This window comes from Kribbella sp. NBC_00359, assembly GCF_036097425.1.
In the GTDB taxonomy this organism is placed as follows: Bacteria; Actinomycetota; Actinomycetes; order Propionibacteriales; family Kribbellaceae; genus Kribbella.
On the sequence record NZ_CP107975.1, the window covers coordinates 3,059,797 to 3,083,676 of the forward strand.

Annotated in this window: 26 protein-coding genes, 1 pseudogene and 1 riboswitch; of the genes and pseudogenes, 15 read left to right on the plus strand and 12 right to left on the minus strand. The window is 68.3% G+C overall.

Features of this window, described 5'->3' with window-relative positions; genetic code table 11:
• Positions 1 to 35 precede the first annotated feature (35 nt).
• Positions 36 to 1,613 carry a serine/threonine-protein kinase gene (locus OG876_RS14965; protein WP_328525454.1) on the plus strand — a complete coding sequence of 526 codons (1,578 nt, stop codon included), beginning with the start codon at positions 36 to 38 and terminating at the stop codon, positions 1,611 to 1,613.
• Positions 1,614 to 1,690: 77 nt separating this feature from the next.
• Here the strand turns inward: OG876_RS14965 and OG876_RS14970 are convergent, their stop codons facing one another.
• The gene (locus OG876_RS14970) at positions 1,691 to 1,870 is read right to left on the minus strand and encodes a hypothetical protein (RefSeq protein ID WP_328525455.1); all 180 of its coding nucleotides are present in this window, start codon (positions 1,868 to 1,870) and stop codon (positions 1,691 to 1,693) included.
• Between the two features lie 228 nt (positions 1,871 to 2,098).
• Here OG876_RS14970 and OG876_RS14975 point away from each other — a divergent pair, with 228 nt between their 5' ends.
• The 4 genes from OG876_RS14975 to OG876_RS14990 are packed head-to-tail and all read left to right on the plus strand — an operon-like array spanning position 2,099 to position 6,270.
• A complete protein-coding gene (locus OG876_RS14975; protein ID WP_328525456.1) occupies positions 2,099 to 3,433 on the plus strand; it encodes a dipeptidase in 1,335 nt (444 codons plus the stop codon).
• Positions 3,434 to 3,476: 43 nt separating this feature from the next.
• Positions 3,477 to 4,601, plus strand: coding sequence for an NAD(P) transhydrogenase subunit alpha (locus tag OG876_RS14980; RefSeq protein WP_328525457.1), 1,125 nt, complete (start codon positions 3,477 to 3,479; stop codon positions 4,599 to 4,601).
• Positions 4,598 to 4,903, plus strand: a complete 306-nt coding sequence (locus OG876_RS14985) for an NAD(P) transhydrogenase subunit alpha (protein WP_328525458.1) — start codon at positions 4,598 to 4,600, stop codon at positions 4,901 to 4,903. Before OG876_RS14980 ends, OG876_RS14985 begins: the two co-directional genes overlap by 4 nt.
• The gene (locus OG876_RS14990; RefSeq protein WP_328525459.1) at positions 4,900 to 6,270 is read left to right on the plus strand and encodes an NAD(P)(+) transhydrogenase (Re/Si-specific) subunit beta; all 1,371 of its coding nucleotides are present in this window, start codon (positions 4,900 to 4,902) and stop codon (positions 6,268 to 6,270) included. Before OG876_RS14985 ends, OG876_RS14990 begins: the two co-directional genes overlap by 4 nt.
• 319 nt (positions 6,271 to 6,589) lie before the next feature.
• Here the strand turns inward: OG876_RS14990 and OG876_RS14995 are convergent, their stop codons facing one another.
• A complete protein-coding gene (locus tag OG876_RS14995) occupies positions 6,590 to 7,561 on the minus strand; it encodes a helix-turn-helix transcriptional regulator (RefSeq protein ID WP_328525460.1) in 972 nt (323 codons plus the stop codon).
• A 25-nt stretch (positions 7,562 to 7,586) separates the two neighbouring features.
• The gene (locus tag OG876_RS15000; RefSeq protein ID WP_328525461.1) at positions 7,587 to 8,570 is read right to left on the minus strand and encodes a helix-turn-helix transcriptional regulator; all 984 of its coding nucleotides are present in this window, start codon (positions 8,568 to 8,570) and stop codon (positions 7,587 to 7,589) included.
• 298 nt (positions 8,571 to 8,868) lie between these two features.
• Here OG876_RS15000 and purF point away from each other — a divergent pair, with 298 nt between their 5' ends.
• On the plus strand, positions 8,869 to 10,431 hold the full coding sequence (purF, locus tag OG876_RS15005) for an amidophosphoribosyltransferase (protein WP_328525462.1): 1,563 nt from the start codon (positions 8,869 to 8,871) through the stop codon (positions 10,429 to 10,431).
• A gap of 25 nt (positions 10,432 to 10,456) precedes the next feature.
• Positions 10,457 to 11,530 carry a phosphoribosylformylglycinamidine cyclo-ligase gene (gene purM / locus OG876_RS15010; protein WP_328525463.1) on the plus strand — a complete coding sequence of 358 codons (1,074 nt, stop codon included), beginning with the start codon at positions 10,457 to 10,459 and terminating at the stop codon, positions 11,528 to 11,530.
• 155 nt (positions 11,531 to 11,685) lie between these two features.
• Here the strand turns inward: purM and OG876_RS15015 are convergent, their stop codons facing one another.
• From OG876_RS15015 to OG876_RS15025, 3 genes are all read right to left on the minus strand, one after another.
• A complete protein-coding gene (locus tag OG876_RS15015; protein WP_137252242.1) occupies positions 11,686 to 11,871 on the minus strand; it encodes a DUF3073 domain-containing protein in 186 nt (61 codons plus the stop codon).
• Between the two features lie 204 nt (positions 11,872 to 12,075).
• Positions 12,076 to 12,882 carry an ABC transporter permease gene (locus OG876_RS15020; RefSeq protein WP_328525464.1) on the minus strand — a complete coding sequence of 269 codons (807 nt, stop codon included), beginning with the start codon at positions 12,880 to 12,882 and terminating at the stop codon, positions 12,076 to 12,078.
• Positions 12,883 to 12,910: 28 nt separating this feature from the next.
• Positions 12,911 to 13,798 (minus strand): ABC transporter ATP-binding protein, encoded by an 888-nt coding sequence (locus tag OG876_RS15025; RefSeq protein WP_328525465.1) that lies wholly within the window; start codon positions 13,796 to 13,798, stop codon positions 12,911 to 12,913.
• A gap of 143 nt (positions 13,799 to 13,941) precedes the next feature.
• On the opposite strand from OG876_RS15025, the gene OG876_RS15030 reads away from it, so the two are divergent.
• Positions 13,942 to 15,132: a sensor histidine kinase gene (locus OG876_RS15030; protein WP_328525466.1), complete on the plus strand. Its 1,191-nt coding sequence runs from the start codon at positions 13,942 to 13,944 to the stop codon at positions 15,130 to 15,132.
• On the plus strand, positions 15,129 to 15,785 hold the full coding sequence (locus tag OG876_RS15035) for a response regulator transcription factor (RefSeq protein WP_328525467.1): 657 nt from the start codon (positions 15,129 to 15,131) through the stop codon (positions 15,783 to 15,785). The genes OG876_RS15030 and OG876_RS15035 overlap by 4 nt, the downstream gene beginning before the upstream one ends.
• Before the next feature lie 130 nt (positions 15,786 to 15,915).
• Here the strand turns inward: OG876_RS15035 and OG876_RS15040 are convergent, their stop codons facing one another.
• Both OG876_RS15040 and OG876_RS15045 read right to left on the minus strand, forming a co-directional pair.
• Positions 15,916 to 16,773: a C40 family peptidase gene (locus OG876_RS15040; protein WP_328525468.1), complete on the minus strand. Its 858-nt coding sequence runs from the start codon at positions 16,771 to 16,773 to the stop codon at positions 15,916 to 15,918.
• A riboswitch (cyclic di-AMP (ydaO/yuaA leader) is annotated at positions 16,773 to 16,945 on the minus strand. It overlaps the preceding gene by 1 nt.
• Positions 16,946 to 17,235: 290 nt before the next feature.
• Positions 17,236 to 18,198 (minus strand): threo-3-hydroxy-L-aspartate ammonia-lyase, encoded by a 963-nt coding sequence (locus OG876_RS15045; protein WP_328525469.1) that lies wholly within the window; start codon positions 18,196 to 18,198, stop codon positions 17,236 to 17,238.
• Positions 18,199 to 18,414: 216 nt separating this feature from the next.
• On the opposite strand from OG876_RS15045, the gene OG876_RS15050 reads away from it, so the two are divergent.
• A complete protein-coding gene (locus OG876_RS15050) occupies positions 18,415 to 18,777 on the plus strand; it encodes a YciI family protein (protein ID WP_328525470.1) in 363 nt (120 codons plus the stop codon).
• Positions 18,778 to 18,837: 60 nt separating this feature from the next.
• Here OG876_RS15050 and OG876_RS15055 read toward each other — a convergent pair whose 3' ends face one another.
• Genes OG876_RS15055 through OG876_RS15065 form a run of 3 tightly spaced genes read right to left on the minus strand, consistent with a single transcriptional unit; the run spans position 18,838 to position 20,341 of the window.
• Entirely contained in the window at positions 18,838 to 19,023 is a 186-nt protein-coding gene (locus OG876_RS15055; RefSeq protein WP_328525471.1) for a YegP family protein, read from the minus strand.
• A 51-nt stretch (positions 19,024 to 19,074) separates the two neighbouring features.
• A complete protein-coding gene (locus tag OG876_RS15060) occupies positions 19,075 to 19,668 on the minus strand; it encodes a GNAT family N-acetyltransferase (RefSeq protein ID WP_328525472.1) in 594 nt (197 codons plus the stop codon).
• A 4-nt stretch (positions 19,669 to 19,672) separates the two neighbouring features.
• A complete protein-coding gene (locus OG876_RS15065; RefSeq protein WP_328525473.1) occupies positions 19,673 to 20,341 on the minus strand; it encodes a TetR/AcrR family transcriptional regulator in 669 nt (222 codons plus the stop codon).
• A 91-nt stretch (positions 20,342 to 20,432) separates the two neighbouring features.
• On the opposite strand from OG876_RS15065, the gene OG876_RS15070 reads away from it, so the two are divergent.
• The 4 genes and pseudogenes from OG876_RS15070 to OG876_RS15085 all read left to right on the plus strand — a co-directional run bounded on the left by OG876_RS15070 (position 20,433) and on the right by OG876_RS15085 (position 22,559).
• Complete coding sequence (locus OG876_RS15070; RefSeq protein WP_328525474.1) at positions 20,433 to 21,857, plus strand: MFS transporter; 1,425 nt, start codon at positions 20,433 to 20,435, stop codon at positions 21,855 to 21,857.
• A 165-nt stretch (positions 21,858 to 22,022) separates the two neighbouring features.
• Positions 22,023 to 22,070: pseudogene (locus OG876_RS15075) on the plus strand (hypothetical protein); the annotation flags it as partial.
• Entirely contained in the window at positions 22,071 to 22,202 is a 132-nt protein-coding gene (locus OG876_RS15080; RefSeq protein WP_328527044.1) for a hypothetical protein, read from the plus strand.
• An 18-nt stretch (positions 22,203 to 22,220) separates the two neighbouring features.
• On the plus strand, positions 22,221 to 22,559 hold the full coding sequence (locus OG876_RS15085; RefSeq protein ID WP_328525475.1) for a hypothetical protein: 339 nt from the start codon (positions 22,221 to 22,223) through the stop codon (positions 22,557 to 22,559).
• Here OG876_RS15085 and OG876_RS15090 read toward each other — a convergent pair.
• Entirely contained in the window at positions 22,549 to 23,370 is an 822-nt protein-coding gene (locus tag OG876_RS15090; protein WP_328525476.1) for an AraC family transcriptional regulator, read from the minus strand. The two genes, OG876_RS15085 and OG876_RS15090, sit on opposite strands and share 11 nt — an antisense overlap.
• A gap of 66 nt (positions 23,371 to 23,436) precedes the next feature.
• Between OG876_RS15090 and OG876_RS15095 the strand changes: the two genes are divergently transcribed.
• Positions 23,437 to 23,865, plus strand: a complete 429-nt coding sequence (locus OG876_RS15095) for a VOC family protein (protein WP_328525477.1) — start codon at positions 23,437 to 23,439, stop codon at positions 23,863 to 23,865.
• The last annotated feature ends 15 nt before the right edge of the window (positions 23,866 to 23,880 follow it).

Genomic DNA, 23,880 nt, shown 5'->3' on the forward strand with positions numbered 1-23,880 from the left:
AGCGAGTCGCAGGAGCGATCGCGCATAATTGCGCCATGGACCAGCCACCGCGGATCGGCCGGTACTCCCTGGTCCGCCGGGTGGGTGCCGGGGGTTTCGCGACCGTTTGGCTGGCCCGCGACGAGCAACTCGACGCCGAGGTCGCGATCAAGATCCTGTCCGAGAACTGGATCGAGGACGACGACGTCCGGCGCCGGTTCCTGGCCGAGGGGCGGTTCCTCCGCAAGGTCGACTCGCTGTACGTCGTCGGCGTGCACGACATCGGCGAGGCCGACGACGGCCGCCCGTTCATGGTTCTCACCTACGCCGACGGCGGCACGCTCGCGGACCGGATCAAGGCCGGGCCGCTGGAGTTCGCCGAGGTCGTGCGCATCATCACCCAGGTCGGCCGAGGGCTGAAGCACCTGCATGCCCGCGGCGTCCTGCACCGCGACGTGAAGCCGGCCAACGTGCTGTTCCACACCGATCCGGCCGGCGACCGGGCGATGCTGTCGGACCTCGGTCTGGGCAAGTCGCTGGCCGAGGTCTCCCGGATCACGTTGCCTGGCGGCACTCCGGCGTACGTCGCGCCCGAGCAGGTGCTCGGAGAGCGGCTGGACCAGCGTGCGGACCTGTACTCGCTCGGAGCGGTCGCGTACGCCGCCTTCACCGGACAGGCACCGCATGGCGTGGCCAGCCTCGGTGCGGTGATGCAGATCGAGAAGCCACCGCCGTCGATGACCACACTGCGCCAGGACGTCCCGGACGCGATCGACGTCGTCGTACGACGGGCTCTCGAGCCGAACCGCGACAAGCGCTGGCCGGACCTGGACAGCTTCCTCAACGCGTTGCGGGAAGCCCACACCACCGGGAAGGTCCCACCCGGGCTGGTCCCGGCCGACGAGATGCCCGCACCGGTGCCCGCGACCGGTGCCGTCGACCAGGCGACGGCTCTGTCCGGCGCTAGCCAGCCAACCAGCGCGGCCGAGCCGACGAGCGCGGGCCAGTCGACGGACGCGGTTCAGTCGACGAGCGCGGGCCAGTCGACGGACTCGGGCCAGTCGACAGACGCGGGTCAGTCGGCAAGTGCGGCCGAGCCGACCCAGCCGCCCAGGTCCAACCAGTCGACCGTCGCCACCCGGCCGAAGCGGTCCGCCCGCTCCCGGGTGATCGCCGTCCTCGTCGCGCTCCTGCTGGCGGCCGGTGGAGGCTATGGCGGGTACCGCCACGTCCTGACGCGCCCAGTGAAGGTGACGACCGATCACCTGTCGGTCGATGTGCCGCGGTCCTGGTCGCAGAAGGCGGTCGACCCCGGCAAATCGCTGGTGGTGAGCACGAGCACGTCGACGTGGCAGACCAACTCGGACACCGAGGGTGTCTTCATCGGGCTGGTCGCCTCGTCAACGCTGCCGAACAGCGCCAGCGCACCACCGGGATGCACCGCGGGCGCGGCGGATCACGGCCAAACCGCCGACGGCGTGCAGATCGTCACCTTCCAGCACACCTGCGGCAGCCACCCGCCGGTCGTGGAGCAGTACCGGCAGGTGAACGGCACGACACAGCTTCGGATTCAGGTGCGCGGGGATACGAAGGAGCGTCAGGCCGTGCTGGCTTCGGCGGCGTACACGTCCTAGGCGACCAGCGACGTCAGGGACGAGAAGGTTGCCTTGTGCATGCGGGGGATGACGTTGAGGGTGGCCGGGTCCGAGGCCTAGAGATATGAGCCGGACTCGTAGACCAGGTACGCCGTTCCGTTGTACTCGGTGATGCCCTCGGTCATGCTCGGCGCACGGAAGCCGCTCAGCGCCGCCGCGTCGAGGTCCTTCTGGCCGCGCTTCACCCAGCCCTTGCTCACCGTGATGCCGCCGACGTGGGACTCGGCGATCGCCACGACACCGACGGTGGAGCCGGTGGCCGGGTCGATGCCGTAGAGCTGCGAGTCGGCGCCGTCGCGGCAGGACCCGACCAGGAGCAGGTTCTTGCCAGAGCCGTCCCAGTTGTACCAGTCCTCTGGAGGCTGGGCGGAAACCTACGAGAATTCCAGATTAGATCGCCAATGAGTAACGCGCGAGGGTTTCCCGGGCGTCGGCTCCGCGAACGGACGCCGTACGGTAGGCGCATGACCGATCTGTCAGCGGCGATCGACCGCGTTCTGCCCAGTGTCCGTGCCGACCTCGAGGACCTCATCCGGATCCCGTCGGTCAGCTACGAACCGGCCCGCGCGGCCGACGTCCAGCGCTCCGCCGCGGCGACCGCGGCGCTGTTCGAGGCCGAAGGTTTCACGGTGAAGATCGTCCGGGTCAACGACGGCGCGCCCGCCGTGATCGCGAAGAAGGCCGCACCGGCCGGGAAGCCGACGGTGTTGCTGTACGCGCACCACGATGTCCAGCCGACCGGACCGGTCGAGCAGTGGACGTCGGACCCGTTCGAGCCGACGGAGCGGGGCGACCGGCTGTACGGCCGGGGCGCGGCCGACGACAAGGCGGGCATCGCCGCGCACCTGGCCGCCGTACGGGCCTTCGGCAACGACCTGCCCGTCGGCGTGACCGTGTTCGTCGAGGGCGAGGAGGAGATCGGCTCGCCGACTCTGCTGCAGCTGCTGGACGAGTACTCCGACGAGCTCGCCGCGGACGCGATCGTGATCGCCGACTCGGGCAACTGGGACATCGGCCGACCGGCGCTGACGGTGTCGCTGCGCGGCCTGGTCGAGGCGTACGTCGAGGTGCGGACGCTCGATCACGCGGTGCACTCCGGGTTGTTCGGCGGTCCGATCCCGGACGCGCTGTCGACGCTGTGCCGGCTGCTCGCCACCCTGCACGACGACAAGGGTGACGTCGCGGTGGACGGGCTGCACGCCTCCCGGGCGGCGGATGTGGAGTACCCAGAGGATCGGCTGCGGGCCGAGTCGAGTGTGCTGGAGTCCGTGCGGCTGACCGGTTCGGGTTCGCTAGTCGACCGCCTGTGGACCCGCCCGTCGATCGCCGTACTGGGGATCGACGCACCGTCGGTCGCGGAGGCCAGTAACACGCTGGTGCCGGTCGCGCGGGCCAAGGTCAGCCTGCGGGTCGCGCCGGGCGACGACGCGACCAAGGCGAGCGCGGCGCTGAAGGAGCACCTCGAGTCGCACGCGTCCTGGGGTGCCCAGGTCACGGTCACCGAGGGACAGACCGGCCAGCCGTGCAGCGTCAACGCCCGCGGCGCCGGGTACGAGGCGGCCCGGTCCGCTTTCGCGACCGCGTGGGGCGTCGAGCCGATCGACATGGGCATGGGCGGCTCGATCCCGTTCATCGCGGAGTTCCAGCAGACCTTCCCGCAGGCCTCGATCCTGGTCACCGGCGTGGAGGATCCGGACACCCGCGCCCACGGCATCGACGAGGGTCTGCACCTCGCCGAGTTCGCCAAGGTGTGTCTCGCCGAGGCGTTGTTGCTTCAAAACCTGGCAGACCAGGCGTGATCGGGCTTTCCGGCGACCCAGTGTTTGGCATAGGTTTCGGCGAGTGAAGATCGCAGTCGTACGGGAGACCAGACCGGCCGAGCGCCGGGTCGCGCTGGTGCCGGAACAAGTCGCGAAACTCATCGAGCTCGGCTACGAGGTGGCGGTCGAGCCGGCCGCCGGGGAGCGCGCACTGTTCTCCGACGAGCAGTACCGCGACGCCGGTGCCGAGGTCGCCTGGGGTGCCGACCACGCGGCCACCATCGTGACGTCGGTGCAGCCGCTCGAGCGCGAGCGCCTGCAGCGGTTGCACGCCGGTACGGCGCTGATGTCGTTCCTGCCGACGAATCCGCCGGATGTGGTCCGGACCGCCACGCGGGCCAAGCTGACCGCGTTCGCGATGGAGCTGATCCCGCGGATCTCCCGGGCCCAGTCGATGGACGCGCTGTCCTCCCAGGCGCTGGTCGCCGGCTACCGGGCCGCGATCGTCGCGGCCGAGCGGCTGCCGCGTTTCTTCCCGCTGAACATGACCGCGGCCGGCACCGTCCCGCCGGCCCAGGTGCTCGTCCTCGGCGCCGGGGTGGCCGGCCTGCAGGCGATCGCGACCTGCAAGCGTCTCGGAGCAGTCGTCAAGGCGTACGACGTCCGGACAGCGGCCGCCGAGGAGATCGCCTCGGTGGGCGCCGTACCGATCGAGCTGGAGCTCGGCACTCTCGACGGCCCCGGTGGATACGCCCGCGAGATGACGGCCGAGCGGGCTCAACTCCAGCGCGAGCTGCTCGCGCCGTACGTCGCCGCCGCGGACGCTCTGATCACGACAGCCGCCGTACCCGGCCGGACGGCGCCGATGCTGGTGTCGCGGTCGATGGTCGAGCAGATGAAGCCCGGGTCGGTCGTGGTCGACCTGGCGTCCGAGCAGGGCGGCAACGTCGAGGGATCCGTGGCCGGCACCGAACTGACCATCGGGAACGCGCTGGTCTGGGGTGGCGCGAACGTCGCGAGCCAGATGGCCGGACCGGCCAGCCGGCTCTACGGCCAGAACCTCACCAACCTGATCCGGCTGATGACCCGCAATGCCGCCTTCGACCCCGACTTCAACGACGAGATCGTCCGCGGCTGCTGCGTCACCCACGACGGCAGCGTCCTGCACGAGCCAACCCGCGAACTCCTAGAAGGACAGGGCCTGTGAGTGAGTCCATCGCGCTGCTGACGATCTTCGTGCTGGCCGCGTTCGTCGGGGTCGAGGTGATCAGCAAGGTCTCCTCGACCCTGCACACCCCGCTGATGTCCGGGGCGAACGCGATCCACGGCGTCATCCTGGTCGGCGCCATCATCGTCACCGGGCAGGCCGACTCGACGATCGTGGTGATCGTCGGGCTGCTGGCCGTCGTCCTCGCGACGGTGAACATGGTCGGTGGATTCGTGGTCACCGACCGGATGCTGGAGATGTTCAAAGGTCCGGGCGCTCGCAAGAAGGAGCTGCACAAGTGATCCCCACCTGGGCCCAGATCGGGTATCTGGTCGCCGCGGTCTGCTTCATCGTCGCCCTGAAGGCGCTCTCGTCGCCGCGGAGCGCCCGGGCCGGCAACCTGCTCGGCGCCGCGGGTGCAGTGCTCGCGGTGATCATCACGTTCGTCGCGTACAAGCCGGACCATCTGGCGCCGATCCTGATCGCGCTCGCAGTCGGCACGATCGGCGGCGTGGTCGGGTCGCGGCGGGTGCAGATGACGCACATGCCGCAGCTCGTTGCCTTGTTCAACGGCGTCGGCGGCGGCGCGGCGGCGCTGGTCGCGTTGATCGAGCTGGGCGAGGTCTCGGATGACGCGACGGTGGCCGCGATCGCCTCGGCATTCACGATCCTGGTCGGCGCGGTCAGCTTCTCCGGTTCGGTGGTGACGTTCACCAAGCTGCAGGAGCTGATGACGACGCGGCCGGTGACGTTCCCCGGTCTGCCGGTGCTGTTCATCGCCTCGATCCTCGGTGGGATCGCGCTGGCCGTGTGGCTGGTCTCCGATCCGCGCGTGTGGGTCGGCGTACTGCTCTGCCTGATCGGTCTCGCGATCGGTGTGATGCTGGTGCTGCCAGTGGGCGGGGCCGACGTACCGATCGTCATCTCGCTGCTGAACGCGTTCACCGGTCTGACGGTGGCAGCGAGTGGTTACGTGCTCGGCAATACGCTGCTGCTGGTCGCGGGCACGCTGGTCGGCGCGGCCGGTACGCTGCTGACCAAGCTGATGGCCGACGCGATGGGGCGGTCGGTCTTCAACATCCTCTTCGGTGCCGTCCGTGGTGGGTCGACGCTGGGGGCCGGCACGGTGTCCGAGCGGCCGGTGATCTCGGGTGGCGCGGAGGACGTCGCCATCCTGCTCGGGTACGCGAACCGGGTCATCATTGTGCCCGGGTACGGTCTCGCGGTCGCCCAGGCGCAGCACACCCTGCGCGACCTGGTCGAGGAGCTGCAGAGCCGCGGCGTCAAGGTCGACTACGCCATCCACCCGGTGGCAGGCCGCATGCCCGGCCACATGAACGTGCTGTTGGCCGAGGCCCAGGTCCCGTACGACCAGCTCCGCGAGATGGACGACATCAACGGCGACTTCAAGTCCACCGACGTCGTCCTTGTCGTCGGCGCCAACGACGTGGTCAACCCGGCAGCCCGCAACACTCCGTCGGCCCCCATCTACGGCATGCCCATCCTGAACGCCGACGAGGCCCAGCGAGTCATCTTCCTCAAACGCTCCATGCGCCCCGGCTTCGCCGGCATCGAGAACGAACTCCTCTACGACCCCCGAACCACCCTCCTCTTCGGCGACGCCCGAGACTCCCTGACCAAACTCCTAGCCGCCCTCAAGACGGTCTGACTCGGTGATTACGTTGTCCCCTGGGAAAGTCGCGAACGAGACCTTGTAGCAATCGCCTGACACTTCCGGACTGGACTGCTTCAAGCGGTCCAGTCCGGTTTCTTGTCCGCGCCGATAGCGGTTGACCACAACCTGGCCGCCTGCGGCCAACGACCCACCCCGGCCACCGCGGATCGTTGCTCCCCAACTTCCGCCTCTGTTTGACTTCCGGCGATGAGGAATATGGGCAGCGCGCCCGTTCCTCTCGCCGCCCGTCGCAGAGGAGATCCTTGTGTGCTGCCCATCCGGCAAACCCCGCCGCGCCTGGGACTGGGGCTGACTAATCCACCCACCCACGCTGCGCCGCCCGAACCCCTAACTCAAACCGCCCCGAAGCCCCCACCCGCTCGTTCAATTTCGCCGCAATTCGCCGAACCGTTCGCATGGAAACCCCGAGCTTTCGCGCCACGTGTTCATCCGTGGCCCCCTGCACGAGCAATCGGAGAAACTCGCTCTCCTGAGCACTGATGCCGCCTTCCCTCGCCCGCTGCTGCTCCTCGAACGGGTCGACCGCCCGGCTCCAATAGCAGAGGAAGAGCTCCTCGGCCAGCCGTACGACAGCCTGACTGTGGTGCACGACAGCGCCGACGGACGTGTCGTCAGGATCGATCCCCATCACCGCCGACTCCCCGTCGAAGATGATCAGCCTCATGGGCAGCGACGGTGCTACTCGAATCTTGGCGCCGAGTTCGATGACGTACAAGCAGTACGCTCGAATGGCCGGATGCCGCAGCGCTGATTCAGGATAAATGGCCCGAGAATCCACTCCTCGCGCGAGCAGTGGGATATCGGGAGAGTCGCTCGGTGCGTGAGTCGGCGGCTCCGGCGCGGGTTGTAATGTCCACGTCGACTTCGTCGGCTGAAAGTGTTGCATTCGTTGATAGGCTCGGTCGCGACCTCTGAGTACCTCCACATCGCGGGTGGAGGTCTGCACCAGGAATTCGCTGTAGTCCGCAATGAACTGTCCGGCGGCTTGCTGGTCGGTACGGAGGGCTCCGGCCAGCTCGTCGATTTGCTGTTGCCGCTTCGCCGCCAATCGTTCGAATCCTATGGACGGATGGAGCGGATAATCCTCGTCGGCCGCGGTCCAGCGTGGCACGAGCAGACCTAATTCCCGCAGTCGGTCGATTTCGGCCTGAACAGCGTCCTGCGCCAAGGTCAATTGGCCGCACAGTTCCGTCATACCGGATCGGCGAACCAGATGTGGTTGTTGCAGGAGCGCGCGGTAGACGGACAGGGTCGTTTCGGTCAACCCCAGAGAATCGAACACCGTGGAGTCAGACCCAGCCGCGCTTGGCAGCGGCTGCGCCGAGCTCGAAGCGGCTGGCGGCGTCGAGGCGTTCGGAGAGGTTGGCGGTGATGCGACGGGCGGTGCGAAGGGAGATGCCGAGCAGGCGAGCGACCTGCTCGTCCTTGGCTCCGCCGGCGAGGAGGCGCAGTACCTCCGCCTCGTGCGGGGTGAGTGGGGCGTCGTCGTCGCGGTCGTCCGGGTCGAACAGTTCGGTGGCTCTGGACCAGTAGGAGTCGAAGAGGGCCAATGCGACTGAGACCACGGCCGGGCTGCGGTGGATGACCGCACCGGCGGTGGGGTTGTCAGGATCCATCGGCATGATGGCGATCTCCTGATCAAGGATCAGGAGGCGCATCGGGAGGGTAGGGGTCGCTCGCACCTCACAGCCGAGCCGGTGCACTGCGGCGGCGTACTCCATCGCCTGCTTCGATGCGGTCATGCTCTGCAGATAAACCGTACGCATCTTGAGACCGCGCTCGATCAGAGGTAGGTCAGGTGACTGTTCGAGGGTGTGAAGCGAATCGTCGATGTGGGTAGGCACCAGACCCCAGAAGGTCTCTTTGGCCTTCAGGCCGAGTTCCTCGATGCGGCGTGACGCGTTGGCCCGGCCCTTGAGCACCTCGACGTCACCGCTACTGCGCGCGGTGAGGAGTTCGTTGTACTGCTCCGCGACGACCTCAGCCGACGCCTCGGCCTCGCGTAGCTCTCCCAGTAGCCGGGTCAGCTCGCTCCGGCGACGCTCTGCCAGACCGGTCAGGCCTACTCGCGGATGCACAGCATGCTCCGCGCCAGGATTTGTCCAGGTCGGCACCAGCAGATCGAGTTTCCGGAGTGTGTCCATCAGCTCGTGAACCTCGGTCGCCGACATCTTTACTAGCGCGGCAATCTGGTCCGGCGTACTGTCTGGGTGGCTGAGGAGGGCGTGATAGACCGCAAAGGTGGCTTCATCCACACCCAGCGGCTCGAGCACGATCCTTCTCCCCAGAACTTGTCGGAACCGACCATATACAGAGTGCGTCGACAATGAGCACCCAATTGCTGGTTCCGGATTATTTCTGAAGGGACAAGTCGTGATCAAGAAGTTGCTGACTGTAGTCGGCTTCGCCCTGCTTCTCGCTGTGGGCGCCGCTGCGCCGACGGCGGCCAACGCCGACGCGCAGCCGAACTGCCCCGCGCTGGCCTGCTGGTGACGCACGCCCGCTGAGCCGCCGATCTCATCTGCTCCGGTGTGAGTCGGGGCACTGTGTGATGTCCCGTAGACTGGTGGTGTGGCTCGTGGCGATGGTCGGCTTACTCATGAACTTGACCCTCAGGACCTGGGGCCGCAGGACGCGTGTGGCGTCTTCGGGGTCTGGGCTCCTGGTGAAGAGGTTGCCAAGCTCACCTATTTCGGGCTCTACGCCTTGCAGCATCGCGGGCAGGAGTCGGCGGGGATCGCGGTCAGCAACGGCAGCCAGATTCTGGTCTACAAGGACATGGGGCTGGTCAGTCAGGCGTTCGACGAGGCGACGCTCGCGTCACTCCGAGGGCATATCGCGATCGGCCACTGCCGCTACTCGACGACCGGGTCCAGCGTCTGGGCGAATGCGCAGCCGACGTTCCGGTCTACCGCGACCGGGTCGATCGCGCTCGGTCACAACGGCAACCTGACCAACACCGGTGAACTGGCCGCCAGCCTGAACGGTGAAGGTGATCTCGATCTCGGCCTGGACGTCGAGGTCGAGCACGCGAAGGCGAACGCCAAGCACAGCGCGTCGTCCGACACCGACATCCTCACCTCGATGCTGGCCGGATACCCGGACCTCACCATCGAGCAGGCCGCCGCGAAGGTGCTCCCGAAGGTCAAGGGCGCCTTCAGCCTGATCTTCATGGACGAGAACACCCTGTACGCCGCTCGCGATCCGCAGGGCATCCGTCCGTTGGTGCTGGGCCGGCTGGAGCGCGGCTGGGTGATCGCCAGCGAGACCGCGGCCCTCGACATCGTCGGCGCGAGCTTCATCCGCGAGGTCGAGCCGGGTGAGATCGTCGCGATCGACGCCGAGGGGCTCCGCTCGACCAAGTTCGCCGAGCCGGACCCGAAGGGCTGCCTGTTCGAGTTCGTCTATCTGGCCCGACCGGACACCCAGATCTCCGGCCAGCGGATCCACTCCACCCGGGTCGAGATCGGCCGCCGGCTGGCGCGTGAGCACCCGGCCGATGCGGACCTCGTCATCGCCACCCCGGAGTCCGGCGTACCGGGCGCAATCGGGTACGCCGAGGAGTCCGGCATCCCGTACGGGTCCGGCCTGGTCAAGAACGCGTACGTCGGCCGCACGTTCATCCAGCCGAGTCAGACCATCCGCCAGCTCGGCATCCGGCTCAAGCTGAACCCGCTGCGCGAGGTGATCGAGGGCAAGCGGCTGGTCGTGGTCGACGACACGATCGTGCGCGGCAACACCCAGCGCGCGGTGATCCGGATGCTGCGTGAAGCCGGCGCGAGGGAGATCCACGTCCGGATCACCGCGCCGCCGGTGAAGTGGCCGTGCTTCTACGGCATCGACTTCGCCAGCCGCGCGGAACTGATCGCGAACGGCTTGAACACCGAGGAGATCTGCCGCTCGCTCGGCGCCGACTCACTCGGATACATCAGCCTGGATGTGTTGGTCGAGGCCACCACCGTGCCGAAGGAGCGGCTGTGCCGCGCCTGCTTCGACGGTGTCTACCCGGTAGCGCTGCCGGAGCCGGAGCAGCTCGGCAAGCACCTGCTCGAGCTGCCGGTGGCCACCGACGCCGACGGGCTGGCCACGGTCTCCGGCGGTGCCGGCGCCGCCGACGCGCTCAGCCGCCCGTAGTACGCCGTACCAAGGAGAGAAGAACGTGAGTCAAGGCGCGAGCTACGCCGCGGCCGGAGTCGACATCGAGGCCGGTGACCGGGCCGTCGAGCTGATGAAGGAGTGGGTGGCCAAGGCGACCCGCCCGGAGGTGGTCGGCGGGCTCGGCGGGTTCGCCGGGCTGTTCGACGCGACCGCGCTGACGTCGTACCGGCGGCCGCTGCTGGCGACCTCGACCGACGGGATCGGGACCAAGGTCGCGATCGCGCAGAAGCTGGACAAGCACGACACGATCGGGTTCGACCTGGTCGGGATGGTCGTCGACGACCTGGTCGTGTGCGGCGCCGAGCCGCTGTTCATGACCGACTACATCTGCACCGGCAAGGTGGTCCCGGAGACGATCGCGCAGATCGTGAAGGGCATCGCCGAGGCGTGCGTCGAGGCCGGTACGGCGCTCGTCGGCGGAGAGACCGCGGAACACCCCGGCCTGCTCGAGCCGGACGAGTACGACGTGGCCGGCGCGGCGACCGGTGTGGTCGAGGCGGACGAAGTGCTCGGCGCGGAGCGGGTGCGCGCGGGCGATGTCGTCGTGGCGATGGCGTCGTCGGGGCTGCACTCGAACGGGTACAGCCTGGTCCGGCACGTGTTCTTCGAGCGGGCCAAGTGGACGCTGGACCGGGAGGTCCCGGAGCTGGGCGCCACGCTCGGCGAGGTGCTGCTGACGCCGACCCGGGTGTACGCCAAGCACTGCCTGGAGCTGATCCAGGAGCTGAACGACGGGGACGAGCGACCGCTGCACGCGATGTCGCACATCACCGGCGGTGGCTTCGCGGCGAACCTGGCGCGGGTGATCCCGGACGAGCTGTCGGTCCGGATCGACCGGTCCACGTGGGCGCCGGCGCCGATCTTCGGCCTGGTCGGGCTGCTCGGCGATGTCGCCCTGCCGGAGCTGGAGAAGACCCTGAACATGGGTGCCGGCATGGTCGCCGTACTCGACCCGTCTGCAGCCGATGCCGCGATCACCGCGCTGGCAGCGCGCGATATCCCGGCCTGGGTGTGCGGTGAGGTCACCGCGAACGCCGGTGGCACGGTCACCCTCGAGGGCACCTACGCGAAGTAGGCCCGCCTACCCCGAGATCACGGCACGCAGGAGCGCCGAGCTTTCAGGGTAGGCGACACCGCATCGGGTGTTGCTGGTGTGGTGGACCTCGTCGGCGCACGGTGAACTGCTCAGGCACCTGGTGGGTGCTGAGCAGTCAGCCGGGCTGGTGTTGCTTACCGACGGGGGTGGTAGTCGTCGGCGTCGTAGTCGTCGCCGTCGTTCTCGCCGTTCGCAGAACGGTCGCCACCTTGGTCGCCGGACAGCTCACGCTTGAGCTGGTCCAAGTCGGTGTCCCAGGTGCGGTACTTCAGGTCGCGAGCGACCTTCGTCTGCTTGGCCTTTGCACGGCCGCGCCCCATAGCGTCGACCCCCTCGCACAAGTCAACCGGGTACGCAGCGTGGCGCCCACGGATCAGTCGTCAGTAATCGTGGTTCAAGGATACCCGGAGCCAGGGATCGACACACGCACCGGCCCCCTGGCTGGACCCCGAGAGGTCCGATCACACTGCCGGCGGGGTGGGCCGGTCCCCTCAAACCGGCCCACCCCGCCGCGTTCAGCCCTGCTACTTGACCTCGCGACGTGAGCTTGCCCACAGTCCGACGATGGTCGGGACGACGATCCAGACCCCGACCGCGACCAGCGTCTCGGGCAGCATCCCTTGCAGATCACGCTCCGCGATCCGGCCGAAGGCGCCGAACACGTCCAGCCAGTTCGCGTTGTCCTTGAACAGCGCCGGCCCGGCCAGCGACCAGGCGGTCGGAGCGATGAAGTACACCAGGATCGCGACCGCGGTCTGGGCGATCAGCGCACCGAAGGCGGCGCCCATCACCACGTTCAGCGCGACGGTCAGGTAGGCCCCGGCGAGTTGTCCGCCTAGTCCGGCGTACGCCGTCGTGTGGTCGGTGACCGCTCCGGCCAGCGCAGTACCGGCGAACGCGAGTACGACGACCGCGGTCATCACCACGACACTCAGCACGATCGCGGAGACGAACTTGGCCAACTGGACCCGCACCCGGCGGGGCGACAGCGTGAACGTGGTCAGCGCGGTCCGCTGGGTCCACTCGCTGGTCATCGCCATCACGCCGATCACCGGCAGGATCAGCATGACGCTGGTCGAGGCCGCGCCGAGGAAGCCGTCGAAGCCGGCCGGCCCGTCCGGCAGGTGAGTGAGCTGCCAGGTGATCGCGACCGCGGCGAGCAACAGGATCGCGGCGATCAGGACACGGCCGCTGCGGGTGTTCACGGACTTGCGTAGCTCGATGGTGACGAGTTTCAGGAAGGACTGCCCGCGGGCCGGCGGCAGCGCGGTCGCCACCTCGGCCCGGTGCTTCGCGGGCGCCGCGGGCGCGATATCAGTGACGGTGGTCATGAGTATGAGCTCCAAGAAGTAGGTGTGATCAGGCCGCTGCGGCGACCGGGGCGGTCAGCTGGAAGAACAGGTCCTCCAGGCCGGCACCGTCGCTCTGGCGGAGTTCGAGAAGGATCTGACCGGCGGCCGCGGCGGCCCGCCCGACCTGCTCGGCGGTGGCGTCGACCCGCAGTGCGCCGTCGTGTAGCGGCTCGAGGTCCAGGCCCGCGGCGGTCAGGGCCTGGTTCAGGCCGATCGGGTCGAGACCGCGGACGAGCGTGCCGGTGCCGGCCAGCAACTCCTGCAGCGAGCCGTTGGCGACGATCCGTCCGCCGCCGATGACGACCAGCCGGTCGACGGTCGCCTGCACCTCGCCCAGCAGGTGGCTGGACAGGATCACCGTGCCGCCCCGGGCAGCGAAGTCCTGCAGCAGACCGCGCATCCACCGGATGCCTTCAGGGTCCATGCCGTTGGCGGGCTCGTCCAGGATCAGTACGGCGGGATCGCCGAGCAGCGCGCTGGCGATACCGAGCCGCTGCCGCATGCCGAGCGAGTACTGCCCGACGCGGCGCTTCGCGGCGTCGCTGAGTCCGACCGCCTCGAGCATCTCGTCGACACGGCCCTTCGGGACCCCGAGCAGGCTCGCGTTCAGCAGCAGCGTCTCCCGGCCGGTGCGGCCCGGGTGCTGCGCGGCGGCGTCGAGCATGACTCCGACGACCCGGCCGGGATTCAGCAGGTCGGCGTACCGCTTGCCGGTGATGGTCGCGGTGCCGGACGACGGTGGGGTGAGTCCGGTCAGCATCCGCAGCGTGGTGGACTTGCCGGCGCCGTTCGGGCCGAGGAACCCGGTGATGCTGCCGGGCTGGACCGTGAACGAAACGTCCTGGACAGCCGTGGTGCTGCCGTAGCGCTTGGTCAGATTCTCGACGGTGATCATGGCAACGAGTCAACCGTCGCCGACCCCTGTCGCACATCGGACAACCGGCTGCACCGACCCCCTACGAAAGTCGTCCGGGAACCCCCTGGATCACACCCGGAAGGGGGACGTGATCGCGTCCACCGGACAACTACGCTGACAGAATGCGACGGTTGCGCCGGTGGTACGCCTGGTGGGTCAGGCATGCCGCGCGCCTGCGCGACTTCCTGTACGTCGGCGTCAGTCTGCTCTCCATCGTCGCGCAGGCCGCCTCCGGTGGTGGGGGCTGGACGATCAAGGACTGGTACGTCGTCGGTGTGGGCGTGGTCGCGTCGGTCGCGCTGCTGTGGCGCCGACGGTTCCCGGCGACCGTCACCGCGATCACTGTCCTCGCGATGCTGACCGCGGGCATCTTCGTCCCGATGGGACTCGCGCTGCTGACCTTGGCGATCCGGCGGCGCGACCTCGTCCTCGCGATCCTGAGCCTGGCCGCGTACGCCGCCTACGTCCTCAACACCTGGGGTGGCGACGGCCAGTTCTGGGTGCCGGTCTTCACCGGACCGTTCCTGATCGGGACCTGGGTCGCGATCGGCGCGTACATCGGCGCCCGCCGCGACCTGATGGTGTCGCTGCGGGACCGGGCCGAGCGGGCCGAGGCCGAGCGTGAGCTGCGCAGCGAGCAGGCCCGGTTGGGGGAGCGTGCCCGGATCGCCCAGGAGATGCACGACGTACTCGCGCACAAGGTCTCGTTGATCGCCCTGCACGCCGGCGGCCTCGAGGTGAACCCGGCTGTCGGCCCTGACAAGGTGGAGGGGTCGGCCCGGCTGATCCGGGAGACCGCGCGGCAGGCGATGGAGGATCTTCGCGAGGTTCTCGGCGTACTGCGCTCCGACGTCAGCGTGGACGGCGCCGACCTGGCGCCGGTGCCACAGGCGGCGGATCTCGAACGGCTCGTCACGGCGTCGCGGGACGCGGGGGTCAGCGTGACGAGCGAGTTCGCGCTGCCGGACGACGTACCGACGTCCCTCGGGCGGACGATCTATCGCGTGGTCCAGGAGTCGCTGACCAACGTGCACAAGCATGCGCGGGGAGCGTCGACCGAGGTGCAGGTGCACGGCGCTCCTGGTGAAGGCGTCACGGTCAGGGTGACGAATGTGCGGCCGGTGGCTGCTGGTTCACTGCTCCCAGGCGCCGGGGCCGGACTGGTCGGCCTGCGGGAGCGAGTGCAACTGGTGGGCGGTCGGCTGACGACCGGACCGACGGCGGAAGGCGGCTGGCGCGTGGAAGCCTGGCTGCCCTGGGAAGACCACCGGCGGAGTGCTGAGCCTGTGTTCGTGGACGAAGGGGAACGATGACGCGGCTGCTGATCGTGGACGACGAAGCGCTGGTGCGGGCCGGGCTGAAGATGATCCTCGAGTCGGACGACGACCTTGAGGTAGTCGCCGAGGCCGACGACGGAGTCGACGCGGCGGCCATGGTGAAGGAGCACCGTCCCGATGTCGTCCTGATGGACATCCGGATGCCGCGGCTGGATGGCTTGGCCGCGACCCGAGCGGTGCAGGCGCTGCCGGATCCGCCGAAGGTCGTCGTCCTGACGACGTTCGACCTGGACGACTATGTGTTCCGGGCGCTGCAGGCCGGCGCGAGTGGCTTCCTGCTGAAGGACACACCGCCGCGGGAGCTGGTGCAGGCGATCAAGGTCGTGGCGGCCGGGGACGCGATGCTTTCGCCGGCGGTGACCCGGCGGCTGATCGGGCACTTCGCCGCGGACCCGCGCGCGGATCGGCGTCGGCTGGCCCAGCAGCGGATCAGCAAGCTCACCGAACGGGAGCGGGAGGTGCTGATCGAGGTCGGCCGCGGACTGCAGAACTCCGACATCGGCAAGACGCTGTTCATGAGCGAGGCGACGGTGAAGGCGCATGTGTCGCGGACGCTGGTGAAACTCTCGGCCACCAACCGGGTCCAGGTCGCGATCCTCGCCTACGAGGCCGGTCTGCTGGACGATTGAGAAACCGGCCCGGGCCGTCGGAGGGGTGGGGGACGACGGCCCGTGCCGGTTTCAGTGGTCAGCGCGCCTAGGGGGAGAGGACGCTGACGAACCGGCAGCGCCCGGGGGGAAGGGCGCTGACCGGTGGGACTCAGACGCGGCCGAAGGCCACGCTGCTGGTCCAGATCTTCGCCTTGGCGACCGGACGACCCGGACGCGAGGAGTGCCACAGCATGTTGCCACCGGCGTAGATGCCGACGTGGTACACGCCGCCGCCACCGCTCTTGAAGAACACCAGGTCACCCGGCTTGGCGGTCTTCCGGCTGATGTGCTTGGTCGCGCTGTACTGCGCACGCGACGTACGCGGCAGCTTCTTGCCGGCCTTCTTGTACACGTAGCCGGTGTAGCCGGAGCAGTCGAAGCCGCGCGGGGTGGTGCCGCCGTAGCGGTACGGCGTGCCCTTGAGCTTCGCGGCCTCGCGGAGCACGCGGGCCCGGAACGTCCCGGTCGAGGTGCTCGAGCCGCTGCGGTGGGGACCGTAGAGCAGGTGGTGCTTGGCGGTGTAGGTGAGGCGGCCCCAGGTCGCCTTGTCCGTGGAGCCTGTGGCGCGCAGACCCCAGGATGCCTGGTACTTCTTCAGAATCCGCACGGTGCTGGCGCCGAAGTAGCCGTCCGGACCCAGGTGCAGAGCCCGCTGGACGTACTTCACGGTCGGGCCCCTGTCGCCGTACCGGAGCAGCGGCCTGCTGGGGATGCTCCAGTACCCCCGCGGAACGGTGGTGGTGGCGGTCGTGGTCGCCGAGGCGGTCGCCGGGGACGCGGTGAGGCTGATCGCAGCGCCACCGCCTACTGCGAGGCCGACGGACAGAACGGCGGCGGTGGCTCGCGGAGTCGCCGACTTGGTGGGCTTGCGGTGTTTCGCGATGGTCCGGCCGGTGGGCCGGATGGTACTGGTGTCGTTCTGGCTGACGGCGCGCGAAAGCGACGTCCGTCGGGCAGTGACGGGCATGGTTGTCTCCCGACGCCTGTGAAGTTAGCTGTCGGGTTCGGGCTGGGATTCATAGCCCGGTCCGCTCCCGCGGACTTCACCCCAGGGTTTCGACCACTCACGGTCGAGACCCAACTTCCTGGGTCCCCCACCCCTGCCATAAATTTTCGAGGGGAGCAGGCGGGCCTTGGCAGGGCTCGGCGTTGACCCGTCTGCGGTTCGTCGTCTTTACCGAACCGCAGACGACTGTATAACAGAAGGATCACGACGCAAACCCTCAGATCCACAGAGACCCTCTGGAATGGCCCTGGAGGGCTGTCTGACGGGTCAGGGAGTCGGGGTGAACATCAGGTGTCCTGAGCGTGTCTGAGCGTCGCGCAGGTGGCAAATGGGGGTTCGATGTGACCCCGGTCACATTTCGCGGTGGCTTTCTGTGACAACGGGCACAGTGCGTGTCCAGGGCACCCTAAAGTCCTTGCGATTTCAGCGATTTCCGAGCAGCTCGACGAACCGGTCCAGGCCGACGTTCCCGCCTGACAGCACCACTCCGACGCGTTCGGGCAGCCCGCGGATCCGGCCGGCCAGCAGGGCCGCCAGCGCGCTCGCGCCGCTCGGCTCGAGGACGATCTTCAGTCGCTCGAACGCGAACGCCATCGCGACCAGGATCTCCTCGTCGCTGACCAGCTCGAAGCTGTCCACCAGCCGCCGGTTCACCGCGAACGTCAGCTCGCCCGGCGTCGAGATCGCCTGCCCGTCGGCGATCGTCCGCGGTACGTCGATCTCCACCCGCTCGCCCGCGGCCAGCGACCGGGCGTGGTCGTCCCCGGCGGCCGGCTCGACGCCGATGATCCGGATCCCCGGCGACATCAACGTCGCCGCGGTCGCACAGCCGGCCATCAGCCCGCCGCCGCCGACCGGAACCAGCAGCGCCCCGAGGTGGCCGACCTCCTCGATCAGCTCGAGCGCGACCGTCCCCTGCCCGGCCATCACGTCGACATGGTCGTACGGCGGAATCAGCGTGAGTCCACGCTCGGTCGCCAGTTCCTTGGCCAGCGCGGCCCGGTCCTGTGTATAGCGGTCGTACTCGACGATCTCGGCGCCGTACCCGCGGGTGGCGGCGACCTTCGTCGGCGGCGCGTCCGCGGGCATCAGGATGACCGCCTTCGTGCCGGCGATCCGGGCCGCCAGGGCGACCGCCTGCGCGTGATTACCGGACGAGTACGCCGCGACGCCGTACCGGAGCTGCTCCGGGGTGAGCCGGCTGATCGCGTTGAAGGCGCCGCGGAACTTGAAGGCGCCGATCCGCTGCAGGTTCTCCGCCTTGAGGAACACCTGCGCCCCGACCCGCTCGTCCAGGGTCCGCGAGGTGAGCACCGGCGTACGGTGGGCGACCCCGGCGATGCGGTCCGCGGCGGCCCGGACATCTGTGAGACTCAGCGCGGTCATGGGGCCTCCCGGCCTGGACTGAGGAGCGGAGGGAGCGAAGCGACTGGAGCGACGAGGGAAGGCCGGGAGTCAAAGCCCCATGACCCGCCGCGCCGGAGGCGTGGCATCAACACTGCCATGGAGTGACGTTATCCAGCGATGTCAAGATGGCGCGGTCCGCTCCGTACTGATGCACGAGAGGCGCCCACACCGGGGGCCACGGGCGAAGGAGACACTGTGAAGTACCTACTGGTCCTGAACATCAACCCCGACGTGCTGGCCGCGCTGACCGAGGAGGAGCAGCAGGCCATCGGCGCCGGGCACCAGAAGTTCCTGGAGACGACGAAGGCGTCGGGCGAGTTCCACAGCACGGTCGCGCTGGCGGAGCCGGCCAAGTCCGTGGTCGTGAAGGTCCGCGACGGCATGCCGGCGGTGACCGACGGGCCGTTCGTGGAGTCGAAGGAGTTCCTGGGCGGCTACTACCTGATCGAGGCGGCCACCCCGGAGCGCATGCACGAACTGGCGGCGATGATCCCGGACGCCGGCATCGAGGGCCTCGGCGTGGAGGTCCGGCCGGTCGTGTTCTCCGACGGTCTCTGACTGTCCACGACAAAGGGGTTCTCCACAGTCTGTGGAGAACCCCCTTGTTTTCCTGAGGTTTCAGGAAGTCTGGTCGTCGACGTTCGCGTCGGCGGCGTTCTTCTTGATCGACTCGATGCCGTTCAGAGCCGAGGCCTTGGTCTTGTAGCTCTCGCTGCTGGTCGCGATCACCTCGCCGTTCCCGGCCTTCAGCCGGAAGCGGTACTCACCTGACTTGTCCTCGTACAGCTCGAACTTCCCCGCCATCGGTAAACCTCCGCGTGTAGTGGTATCGCTCCGCTCCGGAGCGTAGTCCCGTCAGCCCGGCGGGACCTCGCGCACCACGCCGGGCGCGTCGGACCAGCCCGGCCAGGGCCCGGGCGGCGGCCCGTCGGCGTCGGGCCGCTCCTCTTCCGCCGTCTTGTACGGCGTCAGGCCGCGCGCCTTGTAGTTCGCCACCGCGGCAGGTCCGTCGAGGGTGTTCGTGTGCACCCAGACCCGCGTGATCGGGTCAACGCCGGCATGCCGCTCGTGCAGGGTCCACGCGTTCCGCAGGCCGACCGTGAGCAGATGGCCGCCGATCCCACGGCCGATGAAGCCAGGCAACAGTCCGAAGTTCTCGATCTCGGTCTCCTGGCCGACGCCGCGCAGAGCGACGTACCCAGCCGGGACGCCGCCGACCCACGGCACGTAGGTCTCGAAGCCGGGCCGGCTCAGCCAGTCGACCCACTGGTCCCAGTTCCAGCCGAGCTTGCCGATCCAGTGCCAGTGACCGCCGACAGCGGTGTAGAGGTAGCGGGCGAACTCCGGTGAGACCTCCTCGACCCGCCTGACCTCGATGGGCTGCTCTCGCGCCGGCACCAGTTCGTCAGGACTGTTCTGCTGCAGATAGGTCAGGACGCTGAGAGCCAAGCTGCTACTCCTTGTTCAGTACGCCGCAGACGCCGGCGACCACCAGATCGATCCCCAAGGTGTAGTAGCGGTCGGTCGACGACGGACAGATCAGTGTGTCCGCGGCGGCAGTGATCAGCGGGTACTTCCGCGGGGACAGCGCTCCAAGCGCCGCACGCTTCATCCGCAACGAATCCTCGCGCTTGACCGGGTCACTGACTTCCCGGGTGATCGGATCCGTCGTCACCAGGGTGATCAGTGAGCACAGTGACTGGCGGCCGACCTCGGCCGCGTCATCGATCGAGAACCCGCCTTCGGTGAGCAGCTCCATCGTCCGCTCGGCCATGGCCAGCCCTGGCTCGGACGCCAGGATCCGGACGAGGGTGAGGTCTGCCAGCCGCGGATGCCCGCGCAAGGCGGTCACGAACGCCGTCAGCACCTTGTGCAGCTGTTTGTCCCACCGCTCGTCGGTCGGCTCCGGCAGTACGACGTCCGCCAGCAGGCGATCGCCGAGAGCGGCCAGCAAGTCGTCCTTGTCCTTGAAGTGCCGGTACAGCGCCATCGGCGTGACCTCGTGCTGGCCGGCCAGCCGACGGAACGTGACGGCGGCCGGTCCCTCGTCGTCGGCGATGGCCAACGCGCTGTCGACGACCTTCTCCGGATCCAGGCGGCGGGCGCTCTCTTTGGTGATCACGTTGACAAGTTTACACCGTAGACCTAGTGTCTACTACGTAAGCTTACGGCGTATACATACGACGTAGACTCTTTTTCTGAGTGAGGTAGTCATGCGACGCAGTCCTTGGGCCACCCTGGCGGTGCTGGCTCTCGCGCAGTTCATCGTGGTGCTCGACGTGACGATCGTGAACGTCGCGCTGCCCCACATCCAGGCGGACCTGCACTTCTCCGCCGACTCCCTGCAGTGGGTGATCAACGCCTACACCCTGCTCTTCGGCGGCTTCCTGCTGCTGGGCGGCCGGATGGCCGACCTGCTCGGGCCGCGCCGGGTGTTCGTGGCCGGCCTGCTGCTGTTCGGTGTCACCTCGCTCCTGGCGGGGTTGTCCAACTCACCCGAGTTCCTGATCGGAGCGCGCGCCGTACAGGGTCTTGGTGGTGCATTGCTGTCACCGGCCGCACTGGCGATCTTGACGATGACGTTCGCGCACGGTCGCGAGCGGAACATCGCCATGGGCGTCTGGGGTGGTCTCGCCGGCCTCGGTGGGACGCTCGGTGTGGTGGCGGGCGGCGTACTGGTCGATTCGCTCAGCTGGCAGTGGGTGTTCTTCGTCAACGTGCCGATCGTGCTCGCACTGGTCGCTTTGATCCCGGTGTTCGTTCCCGACGTACGGCACTCGTCTGGACGTCGTACCTTCGACACTCTGGGCGCTGTGCTCGGGACCGCGGGCCTCATGGCTGTGGTGTACGGCGTGGTGCGGTCGGAGCCCGCGGGATGGGGATCCGCTGAGGTTGTCGGCACACTGATCGCTGGAGTGGTCCTGCTTGCGGCGTTTGTTGTGGTGGAGCGGCGGTCTGCTGCACCACTGGTGCCGATGCGGCTGTTCCGGTCGCGTGCGTTGAGCGTTTCGGGCGCATCGCTCGCTTTGAACGGCGCTGCGTTCCTCTCGATGTTCTTCTTGACCGCTATCTACTTGCAGCAGGTCCGTGGAGACAGTGCGCTCGAGGCTGGTGTGCACTTCCTGCCGATGGGTGGTGCGGCGATTGTCGGCGCGATCCTGGCTTCCCAGCTCGTGCAGCGGGTCGGCACTCGCACGGTGCAGCTCGCCGGCGCTGTCCTGAGCGTCACCGGTCTGTTCTGGCTCTCGCAGGCCGACGCCGCCGGCAGCTACCCCTCTCAGCTACTCCCCGGCCTGATCATCTTCGGCTTCGGCATCATCGGCGTCGGCGTGCCCGGCCAGATCACCGCCGTGTCCGAAGTTCGGCCCGCTGAGGCCGGTGCGGCATCCGGTGTGGTCAACGCGATGTACCAGGTGGGCGGTGCGCTGGGCCTCGCGATCGTCACCACTCTCTCCATCAGCCACACCACCCACGAACTGACCCACGGCGCCACCCAGCTGCAGGCCCTCCAGTCCGGCTTCCAGCGCGGCCTACTAGCAGCCGCCGCCTTCGCCGTGGCCAACGTCCTCCTGACCCTGGCCACTCCCCAACTCCAGCCAACCTCCGAACAACTAGCCGAAGCCACAGCCGCCGCCTAACAACCCTTCGAACGAGCCCCGGCCCACCAGTCGGGGCTCGTTTAGTTGCTCAAGGCTCCACTAGTTGATCCTCGGGTGGTCCCGGATGTTTGGGTCGGGTTCGGGATAGGCAGCGGGGTGTGGCGGGGGAGCAGTGGGGTCGCCGAGGTCGGGACCACGAAGGCTGTGCCTGTTGGTGCGCGCGTGCGGGTCGGGAGTATTACGAAGACGTTTGTGGCGACCGTCGTGCTGCAGTTGGTCGACGAAGGATGGTTGCGGCTGGACGACGTTGCCGTCACCCCCGACTTCACCAACAACCCCGACGCCCCCGTCAACGCCTTGGTAGACAAGGCCATCTGCTCCTGAAGGGTTCACACTGCTCGTATGACGCGCTTCTCCGATGAGCAGATGCAGGCGGCAATGACCCAGACCCGCGAGTACACCGTGGTGCTGCTCGAAGCCGGGCCGCAGTACGGGACCGAGGCGGCAAAGCCGGTGATCTGGGAACACGGCCGCCGCAACTTCGAACTCCGGGCGGACGGCATCCTCAACATCGTCTGCCCGATCACCGACGACTCCCCACTCTGCGGCGTCGGCATCTTCACCGGCAGTGCATACGACGTACGCCGAATCATGGACGAGGACCCCGGTGTCCAGGCCGGTGTCTTCACCTACCGCGTCCACCCAACTCGCAGCTTCCCCGGCGACGCCCTCAAAGGCTGAATCGCTGCTGGTACTGGGCCGGCGTCAGTCCGAGGCTTCGTTGGAAGTGGCGGTGGAGGTGACTCTGGTCGGCGAAGCCGGCGGCTGTGGCGGCTTCGCCGATCGTCACGCCGGCCTCGAGCATCCGGCGGGCGGCTCGGATGCGGTGCGCGAGTTGCAGCGCGTGGGGTGGTAGCCCGGTGCGCTGGCGGAAGAGCCGGATGAGGCGGAACTTCCCGATGCCCGCGACAGCGGCGAGCTCATCGAGTCCGACGTTCCGCTGGGGCTGGTCGGCGAGATAGTCGAAGGCGAGGCGAAGCGCGCTGTCCTCACGAGCCGTGGTCGCCGACCGCGGCGAGCGGACGGCTGATGTGCGGTCGATCAGAAGCCGCAGCCACTCGGCGAGGACCTCATCTTGTTCGAGTCGGGTGCAGGCCGACTCGAGCGTCGTGTGAAGCCGCAGGAAGCCTGCCGCGAGCTCGGTGTCGGAGAGCACCGGATCGGGAAACAGTACGTCGGCCAACGGGTCGGACTCGGAATCGTCCGCGAGCGCCGCGAGATCCGCGACTTCGACGACCAGCAGGCGAGCCCGCCACGGGCGCTCGTCGACGGCGCTGCCCGCGTGGGCGTGGGAGGGGTCCCAGGCAACCAGTTGGCCTGGGCGGACCAGGCGCTGCTCGCGGCCGCGCCACGACCACATCGGCTGCTCGCCCACGATTCCGAAGACATACTCGCCGCGCGGCTCAACGGCGTACCGAGTGGTTCGGCCCGCCATCAGCAGGACCCGCTGCTCGTCCGGTGCACGCCACATCCGAACCTGCTCAGTCGCCACGTCTCCATGCTAGGCAGGTGCAAGAACGTTCAAGACGGTCTCTTCGCGGCGACGTACGGTGCAGGCATGTCGATCACCGCACACATTGTCGTTCAAGGCGCCGAGCGCGCCGCGGCCTTCTACCGGGAAGCGTTCGGCGCCGAGGAGATCGAGCGCATCCCGACCCCGGACGGCCGGCTCATGTCGGTTCAGCTGCGCATCGGCGACAGCCTTCTCCACCTGGCCGACGAGTTTCCGGAGATGGGCGTTCTCGCGCCGCCCACGATCGGTGGGACTGCCGTCGTACTGGCGCTCGACGTCGCCGATGCGGAGGCGGTGTTCGCTCAGGCGGTTGCCGCCGGCGCCGAGGTTCGCCAGCCGCTGCAGGACACCTTCTGGGGCGACTTGCACGGCCAGTTCGACGACCCGTTCGGCCACCGCTGGAACGTCGACCAGCACCTGCGCGACGTCCCCCACGACCAGGTGGTAGCCGCCGCAGCCCAAGCCTTCTCCTGACCGCGGTCGCCTGTC

Coding starts and splice junctions, on each gene's coding strand:
- OG876_RS14965 (WP_328525454.1), top strand. CDS start 36: ATGGACCAGCCACCGCGGATCGGCCGGTACTCCCTGGTCCGCCGGGTG.
- OG876_RS14975 (WP_328525456.1), top strand. CDS start 2,099: ATGACCGATCTGTCAGCGGCGATCGACCGCGTTCTGCCCAGTGTCCGT.
- OG876_RS15015 (WP_137252242.1), bottom strand. CDS start 11,871: ATGGGGCGCGGCCGTGCAAAGGCCAAGCAGACGAAGGTCGCTCGCGAC.
- OG876_RS15020 (WP_328525464.1), bottom strand. CDS start 12,882: ATGACCACCGTCACTGATATCGCGCCCGCGGCGCCCGCGAAGCACCGG.
- OG876_RS15025 (WP_328525465.1), bottom strand. CDS start 13,798: ATGATCACCGTCGAGAATCTGACCAAGCGCTACGGCAGCACCACGGCT.
- OG876_RS15030 (WP_328525466.1), top strand. CDS start 13,942: ATGCGACGGTTGCGCCGGTGGTACGCCTGGTGGGTCAGGCATGCCGCG.
- OG876_RS15035 (WP_328525467.1), top strand. CDS start 15,129: ATGACGCGGCTGCTGATCGTGGACGACGAAGCGCTGGTGCGGGCCGGG.
- OG876_RS15040 (WP_328525468.1), bottom strand. CDS start 16,773: ATGCCCGTCACTGCCCGACGGACGTCGCTTTCGCGCGCCGTCAGCCAG.
- OG876_RS15045 (WP_328525469.1), bottom strand. CDS start 18,198: ATGACCGCGCTGAGTCTCACAGATGTCCGGGCCGCCGCGGACCGCATC.
- OG876_RS15055 (WP_328525471.1), bottom strand. CDS start 19,023: ATGGCGGGGAAGTTCGAGCTGTACGAGGACAAGTCAGGTGAGTACCGC.
- OG876_RS15070 (WP_328525474.1), top strand. CDS start 20,433: ATGCGACGCAGTCCTTGGGCCACCCTGGCGGTGCTGGCTCTCGCGCAG.
- OG876_RS15085 (WP_328525475.1), top strand. CDS start 22,221: ATGACGCGCTTCTCCGATGAGCAGATGCAGGCGGCAATGACCCAGACC.
- OG876_RS15095 (WP_328525477.1), top strand. CDS start 23,437: ATGTCGATCACCGCACACATTGTCGTTCAAGGCGCCGAGCGCGCCGCG.